13 protein-coding genes and 1 pseudogene are annotated in these 16,153 nt (G+C 38.7%); 8 read left to right on the plus strand and 6 right to left on the minus strand.

The window, feature by feature from the left end:
* Window positions 1–57 precede the first annotated feature (57 nt).
* From Bovatus_RS07390 to Bovatus_RS07410, 5 genes and pseudogenes are all read right to left on the minus strand, one after another.
* Entirely contained in the window at window positions 58–606 is a 549-nt protein-coding gene (locus Bovatus_RS07390) for an RNA polymerase sigma-70 factor (RefSeq protein WP_004304159.1), read from the minus strand.
* A gap of 64 nt (window positions 607–670) precedes the next feature.
* Window positions 671–1,387, minus strand: a complete 717-nt coding sequence (locus tag Bovatus_RS07395; protein ID WP_004300562.1) for a LytR/AlgR family response regulator transcription factor — start codon at window positions 1,385–1,387, stop codon at window positions 671–673.
* A complete protein-coding gene (locus Bovatus_RS07400) occupies window positions 1,384–2,463 on the minus strand; it encodes a sensor histidine kinase (protein ID WP_004300564.1) in 1,080 nt (359 codons plus the stop codon). The genes Bovatus_RS07395 and Bovatus_RS07400 overlap by 4 nt, the downstream gene beginning before the upstream one ends.
* Window positions 2,460–3,536, minus strand: a complete 1,077-nt coding sequence (locus tag Bovatus_RS07405) for a sensor histidine kinase (protein WP_004300566.1) — start codon at window positions 3,534–3,536, stop codon at window positions 2,460–2,462. The genes Bovatus_RS07400 and Bovatus_RS07405 overlap by 4 nt, the downstream gene beginning before the upstream one ends.
* Window positions 3,537–3,617: 81 nt before the next feature.
* Window positions 3,618–5,024 (minus strand): annotated as a pseudogene (locus Bovatus_RS07410) (TonB-dependent receptor); the annotation flags it as partial.
* A 284-nt stretch (window positions 5,025–5,308) separates the two neighbouring features.
* Between Bovatus_RS07410 and Bovatus_RS07415 the strand changes: the two are divergent.
* From Bovatus_RS07415 to Bovatus_RS07450, 8 genes are all read left to right on the plus strand, one after another.
* Window positions 5,309–6,187 carry a helix-turn-helix domain-containing protein gene (locus Bovatus_RS07415; RefSeq protein ID WP_004300570.1) on the plus strand — a complete coding sequence of 293 codons (879 nt, stop codon included), beginning with the start codon at window positions 5,309–5,311 and terminating at the stop codon, window positions 6,185–6,187.
* A 117-nt stretch (window positions 6,188–6,304) separates the two neighbouring features.
* Complete coding sequence (locus Bovatus_RS07420; protein ID WP_032855155.1) at window positions 6,305–7,420, plus strand: tyrosine-type recombinase/integrase; 1,116 nt, start codon at window positions 6,305–6,307, stop codon at window positions 7,418–7,420.
* Between the two features lie 167 nt (window positions 7,421–7,587).
* Window positions 7,588–8,361, plus strand: a complete 774-nt coding sequence (locus tag Bovatus_RS07425) for a hypothetical protein (protein WP_004300574.1) — start codon at window positions 7,588–7,590, stop codon at window positions 8,359–8,361.
* Window positions 8,362–8,460: 99 nt separating this feature from the next.
* On the plus strand, window positions 8,461–8,835 hold the full coding sequence (locus tag Bovatus_RS07430; RefSeq protein ID WP_004300575.1) for a helix-turn-helix domain-containing protein: 375 nt from the start codon (window positions 8,461–8,463) through the stop codon (window positions 8,833–8,835).
* Window positions 8,836–8,837: 2 nt separating this feature from the next.
* Window positions 8,838–9,908, plus strand: coding sequence for an AAA family ATPase (locus Bovatus_RS07435; protein WP_004300576.1), 1,071 nt, complete (start codon window positions 8,838–8,840; stop codon window positions 9,906–9,908).
* Between the two features lie 314 nt (window positions 9,909–10,222).
* Window positions 10,223–10,642 carry a plasmid mobilization protein gene (locus tag Bovatus_RS07440; RefSeq protein ID WP_032855182.1) on the plus strand — a complete coding sequence of 140 codons (420 nt, stop codon included), beginning with the start codon at window positions 10,223–10,225 and terminating at the stop codon, window positions 10,640–10,642.
* Window positions 10,639–11,850 carry a hypothetical protein gene (locus Bovatus_RS07445; RefSeq protein WP_004300579.1) on the plus strand — a complete coding sequence of 404 codons (1,212 nt, stop codon included), beginning with the start codon at window positions 10,639–10,641 and terminating at the stop codon, window positions 11,848–11,850. Before Bovatus_RS07440 ends, Bovatus_RS07445 begins: the two co-directional genes overlap by 4 nt.
* A 4-nt stretch (window positions 11,851–11,854) precedes the next feature.
* On the plus strand, window positions 11,855–12,394 hold the full coding sequence (locus Bovatus_RS07450) for a hypothetical protein (protein ID WP_004300580.1): 540 nt from the start codon (window positions 11,855–11,857) through the stop codon (window positions 12,392–12,394).
* A gap of 120 nt (window positions 12,395–12,514) precedes the next feature.
* On the opposite strand, the gene Bovatus_RS07455 is transcribed toward Bovatus_RS07450, so the two are convergent.
* Window positions 12,515–16,135 carry a YobI family P-loop NTPase gene (locus Bovatus_RS07455; RefSeq protein WP_004300581.1) on the minus strand — a complete coding sequence of 1,207 codons (3,621 nt, stop codon included), beginning with the start codon at window positions 16,133–16,135 and terminating at the stop codon, window positions 12,515–12,517.
* Window positions 16,136–16,153 lie beyond the last annotated feature (18 nt).

Here is a 16,153-nt window from a genome sequence, read left to right on the forward strand (position 1 = left end):
CTAAAACAGGTGAATTGAAAATCAGGGTGTATTAAAAATGATTTTTTTTAAAAGAAACTATAAAAAGTAAAAAACCAGGTAGTAATAGTCTTTCAAATATACGCGTAGTTTACGGTAGGCAATCTTTTTCTGGGAGTGTACCGTTTCGCCGGAAATATTCAGTGTTTCAGCAATTTCCGGATTGCTTTTTCCCTCAAGCGCCAGTTGCATAATGCTTTTCATCTGTGGCGGTAGTTTTTCAATGGCATCCACTAATATCCGGTAACTTTCTTCTGCTATGACCTTGTCTTGGAAAAAAGAGTCTTTACTCATTTCCTGAACTTTCTGTGCATACTCGTTCATGACCTTGGTATGTTCCAGTTCATTTAAAGATTTATTGCGTACCGACGTATAGAGGAATGATTTAATCTGATGCACATACATGAAATCATCGCGCAACTGCCACAACTTCACAAAACACTCCTGAACAATATCAGCCGCTAATGCATCATTTTCGACATACTGATTAGCAAACATACATAAAGATATGTAATATTTGTCGAATATAGAACGAAACTGCGTCTCATCAGTTAACTTAATACTAATATAGTCTGTTGTGCCAATCACGTATTCTTTATTTTGGTTACAAATATACCATTTGAAAATTATGTAACCAAACAAAAATGAAAAATCACAATCTTTGTTTCATTACAAAACCCTCAAAGAAGTCGTCCCGATAACTATTACCGATAGCAATTTCATACGATTTTATAAATATATCATTATTGTCAAATGACTCGATGTGATCGGTATTGACGATATAGGATTTATTCACCCGCAAAAAAATAGATTTTGGTAATAAATCGAATATGGCTTTCAGGCTCATGCGAGTAATGATACGCTGGTCGTTCAGTTGAAGAATGACGTAATCTTTCAATCCCTCAATAAAGAGAATATCGGAGAAATTCACCTTGAAATACCGGCGCTCTGCCTTTACGAAGAAATATTCAGCGGCAACAATCGTTTCGATAGCTTCTTTCTCTTCTTTCAATAATAGAGAATGATAGGATAACGCTTTATCCACCGCCTTTTGAAAACGTTCCGCTTCGACGGGCTTAATCAGATAGTCGATTGCATCTACTTCATAGCTATCCAGCGCATATTCTGTATAGGCTGTGGTGAAAATAACCAGTGTTTTTTTGGAAATCGTACGGGCAAACTCTATTCCTGTAATCCCAGGCATCTGAATATCCAGAAAAACCAGATCGACTCCCTGCTGCTCCATAAAGTCGGAAGCAGTTGCAGCACTATTAAAGCTGCCTATCAACTGGAGATTATCGGATTCTTCTATCAATAACTTCATGGCCTCACGTGCCAAGGGTTCATCATCTACAATGATACAATTCATAATGTTATACTTAAAATTACAGAATAGAGATTTTCATCTTCTTTTTGTTCCAACTTATAATGTTCAGGATACAGTAATCCTAATCTACGCTGAATATTGGCAAGTCCGATTCCACCGACTTTACCCTGCTGGACTGCAACAGCCGGTTTAGAATTCTCACACCGGAATTCCAGCCGGTGAGCCTCCACCTTAAAAAAGACATGGACATACGAAGAATGCTCACTATCAAAACTATGTTTCACCGCATTTTCCACAAAAGGAATGAATAATAAAGGCTGAATCCAAATGGAATCCACTTCTCCCTCCTGCCTCAACGTAAACTGGAAATTGTCACGGCGTATCTTTTCCAAATTCAGGTAGTCATTCAGGAAACGGATATCCGAAGCCAACGAAACTCTTTCACGCGAACTGTCATTAATCTGATACCGTAGCAAATCTTCCAGTTTAAAAAGTACTTTGGAAGCTTCTTCCGGATTTCTCTTTATCAGGACATTGGCATTATTCAGCATATTGAAAAGGAAATGCGGGTTAATCTGATTCTTCAGAAATGTCAGTTCGGATTGCAAAGTAGTGGACTCGAGTTCGTCAATACGCAGGTTGTAGCGCAACCAATGGGTAAACAGCGATATGGCTGCCGAACCTGCGGTAACAAAACCGATGGTCAGTATCCCCGAAAAAGTATTAATGAAAGTAGCGAATCTGCCAGGATCTTTTCCGGGCAGAATTACTTCAAAGAGTAATCCCTGGGTGATTGAAAGGAAGACGATGACTACCAAATTCGTCAGGACAGCCGCCAGGACATAATGACCTAAGCGGTTCTTCAACAGAAAACAGGGTACTAATATATACAGGTTCATATAGATTACTGTATTAATGGAAACAAAATATGCCAGGAATCCACCAAAACGCCGCCAAAAAGAAACTGACTGCAAAGGTTCGTACCAAAAGACATTAATAGTCATCAAAAGAACTATTATTTGCAGTAACAGATGTCTGCATGTCCGGTAATGAGGACTTAACAAAAAAGCTGTAACACTTTTATCTTCCATTCTTCTATGTTCTGTATTCAGGTTCATACTTCACCTCCTTTCAATTCCAACCAGATGCTTTCTGTCGTCAGGAATAGTCTGTAACGATTGCCATATAATAAGTTCAGTCTTTGGCGGATTCTTTCAAGTCCTTTATCTTCCAAAAGATTCACTTGTAGGCAAAGACAGGTGAATATAATTGTGTTCTCTTCTACTTTCAAATGGATTTTGAGAGAAACAGGGATTGATGTTCGCTGTTCGTTGATTGATTTTACAATATATTGCACAAATGGAATGAAAAGCAAGGGTGGAACCAGTGTTCTATTTACTTCTCCATCCGCAAGCAGTTCATAATTGAATTGTGCCTGGGAATTCTGTTCCAAGGTCAGGTAATTATTCAGGAAATTAATTTCACTACTAAGCAATACCTTTGTTCTGCTGCAATCATATAGTTGATAACGAAGTAGTTGACTTAATTTCATCAGCATCTTCGAGGCTTTTTCCGGTTCGCTCAATGTCAGTTCCCCCGAATGATGTAATGTTTTGAAAAGAAGTTCGGGGCTGACTTGTTCTTTTAGCTGTTCCACTTCCGAAAGTACGTGAACCTTTTCCATTTGTGAGACACGTTGATGGTCTATCATCCATTCTTTCAGGAGAACAGTCATTGTTCCTCCTATCATGCAGAGTGTGGACAACATGAAAGAAGATATATAATCCATCACTATAGGTATGGAAAAATAAGAGGCACGTTCGTAAAATTCCGGCCAGCAGGAATAAGATACATATTCCGTTGCCATTTGTATTGCCAGAGCAAGCATCATTGCTACTGAAAGTAAGGATATGTAGCTTAGATAGCGTCTTTTCAGCAAAAACTTTGGAAAGAGCCAGAAAAGATTCAGATAAATAACTCCTATATAAGTCAGTAGATATAAGAAAGTGAATGTATAAATCCATCCTCCCAATATATCCCGATAATCGAGGAATATAATAAAAACCTGATTGAATGATATGGTAGCCAACACCATAATAAGCACCAGATAACGCGCCCATCGAAGTTCCGGACTAACGAGGAATCGATATAATAAAGTAGATTTATTGTCTGTTGTTATTGTTTCAGCCATCGTGTATTTAATCAGGGAAGATGTTTTATCTCCGGGGACGAAGATAAAACATTTTTCCGGTTGGACTTCTATATCGGTTATCTAAAATTCAAGTTTATAACTCACATTTGTCAATGTTGTAGAACCGTCGCTAACATCAATTTTTCCAGTTTTCACATTATATTCATGTCCATAGTGTTCTTTCGCACCGGTAAAGTTAAGTCCTTTCACTGCAAACTCATGAGAAACTTTCTTCTTGTTGATGCGGTAACTCACGGTATAGTTGCCGATAAGCATGGGAGAATATTGTTTAGAAAATGCTTTCGTTTCGTCATATTGCACCTCTTTATCAGGATGATTCATCGTTGCTTCCCTGTCAATCAGAGAATACCGGTCACCTCCTTGTAAGGTCAATTTCAGATTGATGCTAAGAATATTCTGTCTATTACGTCCCAGCATCCATTCCTTTCCAATCAGTCCGTTGATGACATAATTCCGATTAAACTTCGTATTGTACCACACACCGTCTCCGCCCCGGTAACGGGAATCGAAAAGAGAACCGGAAATCATGTAATAGAGTCCTTTTTCCAGGAAACGTTCTAAAGTGATGTCAATGCCTATATTGCGTCCTCTTCCTTTATTAACCAATGCGTCTTCCACATAGAAATCAGAGCGGTTGAGTACGGAATAAGAGCTGTCAGCCATCACAGGCACATCATGGAGAAATTGGATATAAGGTTCTATTTTCAGATTCATGCGATCGGATATTTTGTATCCAAAAGACAACATGACGTGCTGCGCTTTGGTGAAATCGAGTTCCTTGTTGACGGATTTGTCTCCTGTACTTTTCGTTTTCACAAAATAGACGTCCATTTTCTCCATACGGCTGTACATACCATAAGCCAGTGCGAAAGTTGCTTTCGGAGTAGCTTGCCATTTCAAACCAATACGGGGTTCAACAGACCACTTATTATTCAGGGTTAGAAATTGCCCGTAAATACCGGCATTGAGCGTCCAACGTTCCGTCAATCCTACAGAAGAACTATTGTAGGCAGATATCAGACTCGTATTGCCTTTTCCTTGAGATACGGTTTCCAGTGATTCGGCTTCATAAGGAGCAATGGCAAGGTTCATTTGATAGAACATGGCATTATACGTAAATCCTGTCTTATTAGTAAAACGGTTACTGAATTTACGGTTGAAAGTTGAAGTCAGTATCAAGTTGGTATGTTTCGAGTTAAGATCCATGTAGGGAGTAGATTCCAGAGAGTGGTTAAACATGGTTGCTCCTCCGTCCAGTTGTGAATAAGTACCGGCAATAGTGGTTTTCAATGATGCGTCATTGTTGAAGAAATAACGGTGGCTGATACCTCCGGCAGCCATATACTGTTTGTCTTTTGATTCGTTACGGTCGCTCATATATTCCCATTTATCCGTATTCTTTTCAAAATCACTGCCGAATTTATCAATCAGGCTGGTTCCCCAGACAGAGAATGTTCCTGCTTTCTGCATCGGCAAATGATGGCTTAGAAACTGCCATAACCAATTATAACCATTTAGAATAAAGTCGCTGTATTTCAGCGGCTTTTCTATTTTAACACTTTCTAATCCTTATTTGGTAGTAACGGTTTTTATCCATATTTTTCTATCATATTTCTACCGCGACACAAATTCACGGTTAGCCCGAATGTCACAATGACGCATTAGTTGACGTGTGTTGACAATGGTTTACATGTGTTGACAAAATCCGGGAGAAATAAGGAGAAATTATCCCCAATATAAACGAGGAAAATATGGAAGTAAGAAAGATTTGTCAATGGTGTGGAAAGCCATTTATAGCTCAAAAGACAACGACCTGCTATTGTAGCCATCAGTGTTCCAATCTTGGCTACAAAGAACGCATCCGGGAACGCAAGCGGCAGTTGAAACGCTCGCAAGAGTTGCTACAACCTCGACAAGCCGCCGAGGGACAGGATTTCTTCTCTTTTGCCCAAGCAGCAAAGTTGATGGGCGTAACCAGACAATACATATATAAATTGGTAAAGGAATCCAAACTTCGGGCTTCACGCATCAGTGGTAAGAAGTCGCTCATTCGTCGTGCTGACATCGAACTAATGATGAAAACCAAACCGTATGAGCGCATCATGCCTAAAGAGGACTTCGACATCACTGAGTATTACACTGCTGAAGAAATTGCAGAGAAATATAAGGTCAACGCCAAATGGGTGTGGACTTATACACGGCAGCACAAAGTTCCGAAGGTACGAATACGCCAATTCAACTATTATAGCAAGAAACATATCGATGCTGCCTTTGCCAAATACGAGGTGGATTCCGACTTGACCGAATGGTACACACCGGAAGATATTCAGGAAAAATACGGTATGACACGCGTCGCCATCCGTTCGCAGGTGTATCGGAACAATATCCCATCCAAGAAGGAACATGGGCAGATATTCTACTCAAAGCTCCACTTCGACCTCTCGAAGAGTTCAGAACAGGAGAGCAAAGCGGAATACTATACCGTCAAGGAGGCTATGGAAAAATTCAAACTCTCCCGCGACTCTGTTTACGGAATTCTGCAATTCCATCAGATCAATCGCGAGAAGAACGGACGGTTCGTCCGATTCCTAAAAGTAGAGTTTGACAGGGTTATGGGTGTTCACAAATAATCTAATTTGTCGCTATCCATTAATTATTCAAAAATTAATCTCTGCTGTAGATAATCTGCATGATTACATTACAGAGTTTTGCCAGCGAATTAATAATAACCATAAAAATATATTAGTATGCATGAATGTAAAACAGTAACGTTGAGAACACGTCCGTTAAAAGGTAGAATGATGTCTTTCTATCTAGATTATTATCCTGGGTATCGAGACAAAGAGACTATGAAAGTTATCCGTCATGAATCGCTTGGCATCTATGTCTATGCCAATCCGAGAAACAAACGAGAACAGAATTTCAACGAGGTAATGACCGAGAAAGCCGAAGCCATCCGTTGCCGCAGGTTCGAGTCAGTTGTCAATGAACGGTATGACTTCTTTGACAAGTACAAACTCAAGGCAGACTTCTTGGAGCATTATCGCAAGCAACTCCGTAAGCATGACCAGAAATGGGAGTTTGTCTATCTGCATTTCAACAACTTCGTACATGGTAAATGTACTTTTGAAGAGATTGACATAGACCTTTGCAACAAGTTTCGGGAGTATCTGCTCACAGCTAAAAAACTGAGACGCAAAGGACGCATAACACGAAACTCCGCATCGGGATACTGGTCTACCTTCAGGGGATTCCTGAAAATACTCTACCGCAATGGAATGATAAAGACCAATGTCAATGATTTTTTGGATAAGATTGAAACAGAGGATGTAGTCAAGGAGTATCTGTCTGTAGATGAACTGTACAAGTTGGCTGAAACACCGTGCAAGAAGCCCATTCTGAAAATAGCATCGCTGTTTTCATGTATGACCAGTTTACGTATCAGTGATATACTCGCACTATGCTGGGAAGATATTGTAGACTACTCAGCCGGAGGGAAATGCGTACATATCATTACACAAAAAAACAAAGCGGAAGATATCATTCCTATTAGTGAAGAAGCATTGGGATTGATAGGCTATAATTCTGAAAAGAAAGGTTTGGTATTCAAGGGACTTATGCGTAGTTGGACGCAAATCCCAATGAAAGAGTGGATTCGTTCTGCCGGAATTACCAAGAACATAACATTTCACTCGTATCGTAGAACATTTGCAACGCTACAAGCAGCTGCCGGAACGGACATCCGCACCATACAGAGCATCATGGCACACAAGAGTATCACCACCACTCAAAGGTATATCAAAGTAGTGGATGCCAACAAACGTGAAGCTAGCAAGAAGATTACCTTGACACGGAAGGACTGACAGCCACTTATCCCTATTTTTAAGCGGTTAGAGTATGATTTTTAGTCTGAAATCATACTCTAACCGTTATTTTTTACAAATATTGAGCGATTCGTCATCACTAATTATATATATCTGGAATATAGCACATAACTTTGCCATATAACCATTTCAAATACTTGCAGCAGATGACAAATAATACTCAAATTCGGACCAAGAGGATAAGTTTTATTCTTGCATTATTGGTAATTGCCTATGTGGCAGTAGACACTTACCTATTCACTTATCACAAAATCAATACCACAACAATAACGACTCCAGTTATAATCGGCCTTGTGGTTACAATCCTATTGTGTGGTCTACTGCAACGATTTTTCTACACATGGTTGACGAAGAATCCAATCAATTTTTCTTTTGACCGGCAATCTCCTATTATTACTGACTCTGGTTTCGAAATAAAAACCGATTGTGCAGATGAAATTCAAACTATTGAACAGCCCAATAATTCAGTTATAGATAATTATGATACAATACGAGAGAACATCAAAAAGAAAGAAGCAGAAAAACAAGTAGAAGTCATGAATGCTATTCGTGAATATGTAACTATTAAAACCGCACCCTATCTGTCTAAAGAAGCTATTGCAATCCTCATTTCTAATATTGAGTATATGGCCTGTGATAGATCCGATTTATACAAGCCCATTCGCTCCAATATAGATAATCCACTGAGATCACCGGGACTTCGCCATCTGGCATGGAATGTAGGTGAACGCTTGGGAGTATCATTGGCAAAAAGAGCCATTTTTATCAAGTCTTCATTTCCTCACGAACTCGAAAATGCGACTCTTGAATATCTCAAACTTAATTTACGGGATCAAGTTCCTAGTCAGATTCCTATTGACGTGCCCGATAAAGGCGATTATCGCTTCCATTTAGAAACAGATAATAGTAACTCAGACTAAAAAAACGCATGCAGACGAAATAATTAATCCGGTCTGTATTGTTCTGCAAGGTTTCATTGAGTTGGTTCGCAGTATATTAAACGATTAAAAGAGTATAATATGGAAAAAGACCAACTGACATTCAACGACCTGCCGACTGTGGTGGGCGAACTATGCGACAGAATCGCAAGTATGGAAAATCTGCTAACGGAGAAACTTTCCAAGCAGTACGAAACCAAAGAGAACACGCACGTTCCCATGACCGTACAGGAGGCTTGCAACTATCTTAAAATGCCGTTGTCAACCTTTTATTACAAGGTCAAAAAGGATGATATTCCGGTTATAAAACAAGGAAAACATCTCTACATCTATCGTGATGAACTGGATAGATGGCTGGAATCTTCCCGAAAGACTCCGGCTCCGCAAAGTTTTGAGGAAGAGAATGAGTCCATGCTCGCATCCCATCGTCGTAAACCGAACCCGAAAAACTGGTAAAGATGGAGAAGACGGACAATACGACTCCTTCATGTGAAGAATTGGCGGTTTACATGGAAGATTCAATCGTGAGCGTGACGAATACCTACGAGCAGTCGCCAGTGGTGCTGATGGTAGACGATGCTGTTATCGGTACATTAGGAAACTTCAGTGCGTCCATCGGAAAAGCCAAAAGCAAGAAAACCTTTAACGTATCGGCCATAGTCGCATCGGCATTGAGAAACAGCACCGTTCTTCATTATCGGTCCACTTTTCCCGATAATAAGCGAAATATTCTGTACATCGACACGGAGCAAGGACGACATCATTGCCAGCAGATATTGAAACGAATCCTACGTTTAGCTGAATTGCCGGAAGACAAGAAACCGGATAATCTGCTCATGCTGGCTCTACGCAAGTTCTCCCCTAAACTACGTCTGGCGATAGTCGAACAGGCCATTGGCACAATACCGGATTTGGGATTGGTCATCATAGATGGCATTCGTGATTTCCTGTATGACATCAATTCTCCCGGTGAATCTACCGATATCATCTCCAAATTCATGCAGTGGACGGACGACAGACAGATTCACATCCATACCGTACTGCATCAGAACAAGAATGACGAACATGCTCGTGGTCACATCGGCACTGAACTCAACAATAAAGCGGAAACCATTATGCAGATCGAGGTGGATAAAGAGGACAAGACCATAAGCGTGGTCGAAGCCGTGCATATCCGCGACCGTGAGTTTGAACCTTTCGCTTTCCGCATAAACGAGGAAGCCATACCCGAACCGGTAGAGTCCTATCTGCCAAAAGAGAAGAAGACCGGACGACCAACCAAAGGACCGTTCGATCCGGACAAGGAGATTCCAAAGAATGTACATCGTCCAGCATTGAATGCCGTTTTTGCCAATGGCAACATCAACAATTACGATGATTATATAGAACGCTTGCAAGAGGGTTACGGATTACAGGGTATAAAACTCGGTTATAACAAGGCGGTAAAGGTCGCAACATTGCTCAGTGACAAACAAATGGTTATAAAAGAAGGGAAAGATTATGCCTTCAATCCAGAATACCATTATTGAGTTCAACTTTACTTTATTGTCGGGGCGTATATATAAGAATAAAGCAAAGTAGTCAGGGGTTGCACACAAGGTATTCATTCTATCCCCCCTCTTTTAGATGAATATCTTAGTTTCTGGTTCAAATCCGTCTGCCGATTCTGTATGTACATCCAATATGGCTTGCCGGAAAGCATCAACAGGTATCTGTTGCAAGATATGCCAAGGTATAACCTCACTACGTTACGGTTGTACACTGGCACTCTTGCCTGCTCAGTTCCCTCGCCGGTGCGGTACTCGCAAGCTCGCACCTATTCACAATTATAACAATGATTCAAATGAAAGAAGATATTGAAAATACATCGAACTCCTCTAAAGAAACCAGAAACGTCTTCATCGGAGCGAAAGTCACTCCTACTCAAAAGGAGTATATAAAATCAATGGCTACCCAATGCGGTATGACCATAAGTGATTACCTATTGTCGTGTGCCTATAACTTCAAGCCCAAAGTGAGACTTACGAAAGAAGAAGCAGCCCTGTTGCAGAATCTGGACGATTGTCGGGCAGACCTCGTAAAATACACCTCCGCCCTACACGGAATGTCCACAAAGCAGCGCATGGCAATGTTCAATCAGATTCCGTTCATGGTCAACTGGCTCAAGGAACTTGGCAATGTAGCCGAAAGTGTCTGCCAGTTCCTGAATACTGTAAAAGAGAAGAACAAAATTCCGTCCAACCTTAAATCCGAAGAAGAATGATTGCAAAAGCCAAAGCCATATCGCACGGCATCAACGACCTCCGTTACATTACCGGTGAATCACAACATAAGAAGCATCCGGAGAAAATTTATCGGGTATTGGACAATCTGTTGCCCTCAGAACCGGACGCTATGGGGATATGGAACTCCATGCAGTTGACCATATCCCAGCATCGCCCGATAAAGAACTCCGTTATCAGAATCGAGTTGAGTCCATCGCCCAAACATACCCAATTCTATGACATCGAAGATTGGCAAAAACTTTGGCAAGATTTCGCCGAGGAGTTCGACAAACAGGTGATTACCGGCAAGGATGGAAAAATCCGTTCCTGTCCAACCAATTTAGCTAACAGTAAATACTCTGTTTGGCTGCATACAGAATCCAAAGGCGAAGTTCCCCACCTCCATGCTGCGGTCTGCCGTTTGGATGAAAATGGCAATATCAACAACGACCATAACATTCATCTTCGGGCGCAACGTGCCGCCGAGCGAGTGGCAAAGAAACGTGGCTGGACGACTGCAGAACAAATCAGAAATCGTAACATTCCACAAGTGAACCGGGACTGTATGGAGGTGTTGAAAGCAATGCCATCATGGTCATGGGATGAGTACAAGAACACTCTTATACGGAAAGGTTATACCGTCCATGAAAGAGAGGACAAGAAAGGTATTCTTCGTGGATATGCCCTCATGAATGGAAACACCAAATACAAGGCTTCAGAATTGGGAATCGGCAGGAACCTGATGGTCTCGAAACTTCCTGCGACATGGGAGAAACTGCACCATCAGTCAGCTACCGTCATTAGAAATAATGCTCCCAAAGCCGTTCAACAGGCAGCGATACATAAGGTTGCTCCTATTGACTATACCCAATATCTCACATATAGTCAGGATATGATTTCCTATGCCCTCAGCCATGAAGGTAAGGATTACAGATTCTATATTCCGGAAAAAATACTTGACTGTTTTAATGACGAATTTGATTACAGGTTTATTGCCAACTGTCAGGAACTTACCGATATGGCAGTAGCTATATTTGTCGGACTGATAGATACCCCCAACGTAACAACCGGTGGAGGTGGTGGAGGCTCACAAAGCGACCTTCCGTGGAGAGACAAGGATGAAGACAATTTGCAATGGGCTCGCAGATGCGCTCATGCCGCCAGTCGTTCGTTAGGAAAGAAACTGAAAACAGGATTAAAACGATAAGCCCATGAAACCGAACATGAAAAAGAAATTCGATTTTTCCGCGGAAATGAGTGAAGCGGAAGCCATAAAAGCCACTCCCAAGAATGAATATCTGGAGGAAGAAAAGCAGTTACTCGATATCAACGCAAAGGAACTTGTCAGCCTGAATGACAACGTATATAAGCTGAGAACAGAAGTTGAAAATCTATCCGACTCTATACATGAGTGCAAACCTATTATTTCTGAAGAAATACAGAAGTTAGCAGTAGAATTCGGTGCGACCCTTCTATACAATTTTCTCAGCCAGATTGAGAGCAAATGTAAGGAAGCCGAGCGAAGAATAAAGAAAGCCAGCAATGCCATCCCCATCCCAGATACGGCATTCTACATTTTGATTACCATTGTAGTTGCTCTATCTTCTTTTTTCGTGTGCATGATAGTAGCTAATGCAGAGATTTTGCATTCCGGATTGATTTGGAAGGCTGTTATTGGTTGTATTCTTATGGTTGTTTTGGGGATTGGTATTGCTGTAATTATACAGAAGTTTTCGGACAGGGATAAATAAACGAAAAGTCTCAATCGGATAGGAATGCTATCGGTTGAGACTTTATTTTATTCGTTATCAAACAATCCCTTTTCTTTCCATAACTTTAGTTATAAATTCCTCTATTCTCTTGCATTTGATTTAGTGATTACGTTTATGACTTACACGAAGTTTATCATCATCTTCTCTATATGATGAGATATATCCAATAGTTTTTAGCTTCCCTAAAAGCATTTCATTCATGTGATTATTTTCTATAGTAGCCTTTTTTGATTTATCTGTAATACTTCGATAAGAATCGCCTAAAGACTCTATTAATTCTGTCACAATGTCAAAATCATCTCTAAACTTTTCAACCAAGTCTATCAAAAAAGACAATCGCTCTGGCAAATTAGTAGAGGCGACCAAAATGTTCTTCTCTATGTCATAATCAAATTTTTCAATATTGTTTTTCAACACAGGAAGAGTGATATTTGCCAATTCGTTATCCCACACAATATGAGGAAGAAAATGTTGAACTACACTTAGAGCTTTTTCACCGATTACTCTTGGATTTTTCATAAGATGCTTGTATAGCCTCATATCTGTAGGCAACTCCTCTATTTCTATAATACACTCATCCAAATACTTATCTACATAATAAGTAAGTACATCACTATGATTGTCTCTAATTGTTGTCGTATAATATGTGCTATATGGAAGCATATCAGCACAAAGTAACGACTTAAAATGAGCGTTATCTACACTGTTAATATCCGCATCCTTAAATGTAACTCCATCAAAGATTTTGACAAGTTTATCGTATACCAAAATTTCAAAATCTGATGTCAATAAAGCACTGTGTGCCAGTAGTTCTTTCTGAGTATCATCCAATTCAGATATATCTGTTAATTCATCAATATGTTTGGTAATGAATATTCGCAAACTGGAAATCATTACATTATTCTGACTCTCATAAAATGCATATATCTCAGGCCATGCTGGTATAACTATATCAACTTCAATAGCGAACTCCCACTGTATATTGTTAACATCGGAAAGAGAAACTTTATTCTGTTGCCCAGAAAGGTATTTGCGTTTTGTGTCCTCTGTTATATCCTCAGAATTAATAATTTCAAGAATAATTCCCACACTCTCTTTTTTTGCCGTATCTGTAATAAATACATTATTTAGTGCATTGTCAAAACATTCATCTATATAATCTGATATAGATTTAGCTGATTTACAGCTCCTCAGTATTGTAACATTTAAAGGATAATTATCCAATGTTTCCACCCTCTCATTTCGATAATGAACAAATGCGCATACAACATTTTCTGGTGTCAACATATATGCTTTGTTTTCTACAACATACTCAAGCAAACACCTAGACTCTGCATCTATATCTGTAAAAATCAGTTTTCCATTCGACACTATTTGTTTGATTGTATCAAAACCTATGAGATCTACTCTATGAGATATAAATGCGAAGTGTTTATTCAACCAGTTACGACTTTCTTTGGTGGAATGGTTCAATTCGAGGAATCGTAACCAAGACTCGAATAATTCATCGGAATTCTGTTTCACGAAGATCTTCCATAATCCATCAACGATACTGCCCAAATGGTTGAAAAGCGAGCTTGAATCTTCAACTGATTTATAGAAGTCAATCAAAAAGTCCCACTTTTTATTATGCATAATAACTTGTGCTATCGAATGAAGTTTTGAGTTATTTGCTTCTTCAAGATGCTGACAAATACAATCGACCACCTGAATATTCAATATACTTACATCGTTGTAACATTTATCAGGAATGTTTTTTACGCACTGCCCTACTTTATCTATATGATAGTCATACGGCAAACTATGCCGAAGTTTTAATTCAAGGATAAAATCATGGTCGTGCTTATTAATTGACTTACCAAAAAAGAAAGATATATAATCAAAGTAATCTTCATTTATAAGTCCTTCTTTCAAGAAAACTTCAAGCATTTTAGAGACATTGAGTTCACTAAAAATTTTATGCGTCTGCATATCAACATCCAGCAACAGTTCTTGTATTGGAGTAGCATAATGATTATTACGAGATAATTCTAGTATCTTGATTTGTTCACGATATCTTTTTTCCCCTTCTCGCAAGGCTTCTAATCGCTCATGGTAGGTAAAGGTAGAATTAACTATTTTCTCTATTTGACTGAATTGAATATTGCAACTATCTTCAGATGTATCATAATAATATCTAACACCATAATATGTGTTAGTTTGATGCCTCTTAAAACATTGATATCGAAATGAGGATTGCGATATAAAGGAATTAAATAACGTTTCATTTTCTGCGATATCTTCAAGAGGTATAAAATTGTTTTCGACAAAAAACAAAAAGGCATTATTTTCATTTTGTTTTGATAATTTTCTACGATACCCTTCAATATAAATCAGCCTTAATTCTTTTTCTTGTATGGCATGTGTCGCTTCTAAAGATTGAAGTTTTTTAGTTATTCCATTAATACGCTCGTCAATCTGTCTATTGCGCTCAACCAATAATTCACTTTTCTTATGCAAACAATCATACAAAACACCCTTTCCTTTATGCAGATCAGCAAAATCTTTTGGATGGTAGTTTTTATATACAATCATTGCAAGAAGTTTGTTTTGATCAAGTTTCTCATCAAGTTTTTCTCTATATTGGGCATATTCATTGACAATATTCTTCAGTAATCTCATATCGTCAATGAAAAAAGCCAAACTGTCTATTACCTCGACATTAAGATCTGAATAGCCTTTTATCTCTAGTTCCTCTTTCAGTTTGTCTGCCGAGTTTGAAGAATTGATTATTGGGATTACAGTTGTGATATAATCAAAGAATTTAGTACGTTCTTCATCAAAAAACATATCATCTTTAACCGCATAAATGAACGTAACTTTACGCCCCACAGAGTTTGACTGATTCAAGAGTTGATTTACCTCTCTTAACTTAAGAAAAATATCCGTATTATCAAATCTATCTAAATCTTCTATAATCACAACATTATAATCAGTAACCTCAAAGAAATAGACAATCTCATCCATGTGCTTATTGAAAACGGATGTATCTTCTTTGTTTTCTTTTAATTCAATCTCTCCATTCTTTAGATTTAACTTATTCAGTTTACTATTACTCAATGATTTGACAGTCTTTTGAACGAATATTATTGTTGCAACAAATATATATGATAGAGCAAAAATATCAGACCATTTATTTAATACTGGATTACTTAAGCGATTGCAAATCCAATCCACCTCCAAAAATGATGGTTCAAATACAATAATTAAGGCAACAATATAAAATATTATTGCAAAAGATAAAGCATATTGAGCCCAAGTTGATTTATGATAAATCCTTTTTAATCTGGAGTTATAAAGCGTCTCTTGTTTTTCTTTATAAATAAGTTGTTGAAGAATGCTGTATTCAATACGATTATTCATCGTATCAATATCTATTTTATTCTTTTTATCATCTAATGGTGACTTTAGAGTAGCAAGAGATATTGAAAGATATTTGTATTTACGATAGTCTTTCATCAAAGAGCGAAGAATGGAACTCTTACCGGATCCATAAGGACCAGTAAGAGCAATGTTCAATATGTCTTTCTCTTCTAGTTTTCGTGCAAGATTCAAAACACTCCTATACTGCTTCTTATCACTTTCACTATCACGATTAAGCAGAGCAGGAGTTAATGATACTTGTTTATCATCCTCCATCGAATTATTTGCACATATTTTCTTCCAAAATCTCCAGTTCATTTATTTTCAGCTATTTAT

The organism is Bacteroides ovatus, from assembly GCF_001314995.1.
GTDB lineage: Bacteria > Bacteroidota > Bacteroidia > Bacteroidales > Bacteroidaceae > Bacteroides > Bacteroides ovatus.

What these genes read in the sequence shown, in the direction of transcription:
- Bovatus_RS07395 (WP_004300562.1), bottom strand. Translation starts at nt 1,387, where the DNA reads ATGAATTGTATCATTGTAGATGATGAACCCTTGGCACGTGAGGCCATG.
- Bovatus_RS07400 (WP_004300564.1), bottom strand. Translation starts at nt 2,463, where the DNA reads ATGAACCTGAATACAGAACATAGAAGAATGGAAGATAAAAGTGTTACA.
- Bovatus_RS07405 (WP_004300566.1), bottom strand. Translation starts at nt 3,536, where the DNA reads ATGGCTGAAACAATAACAACAGACAATAAATCTACTTTATTATATCGA.
- Bovatus_RS07415 (WP_004300570.1), top strand. Translation starts at nt 5,309, where the DNA reads ATGGAAGTAAGAAAGATTTGTCAATGGTGTGGAAAGCCATTTATAGCT.
- Bovatus_RS07420 (WP_032855155.1), top strand. Translation starts at nt 6,305, where the DNA reads ATGCATGAATGTAAAACAGTAACGTTGAGAACACGTCCGTTAAAAGGT.
- Bovatus_RS07425 (WP_004300574.1), top strand. Translation starts at nt 7,588, where the DNA reads ATGACAAATAATACTCAAATTCGGACCAAGAGGATAAGTTTTATTCTT.
- Bovatus_RS07430 (WP_004300575.1), top strand. Translation starts at nt 8,461, where the DNA reads ATGGAAAAAGACCAACTGACATTCAACGACCTGCCGACTGTGGTGGGC.
- Bovatus_RS07435 (WP_004300576.1), top strand. Translation starts at nt 8,838, where the DNA reads ATGGAGAAGACGGACAATACGACTCCTTCATGTGAAGAATTGGCGGTT.
- Bovatus_RS07440 (WP_032855182.1), top strand. Translation starts at nt 10,223, where the DNA reads ATGAAAGAAGATATTGAAAATACATCGAACTCCTCTAAAGAAACCAGA.
- Bovatus_RS07445 (WP_004300579.1), top strand. Translation starts at nt 10,639, where the DNA reads ATGATTGCAAAAGCCAAAGCCATATCGCACGGCATCAACGACCTCCGT.
- Bovatus_RS07450 (WP_004300580.1), top strand. Translation starts at nt 11,855, where the DNA reads ATGAAACCGAACATGAAAAAGAAATTCGATTTTTCCGCGGAAATGAGT.
- Bovatus_RS07455 (WP_004300581.1), bottom strand. Translation starts at nt 16,135, where the DNA reads ATGAACTGGAGATTTTGGAAGAAAATATGTGCAAATAATTCGATGGAG.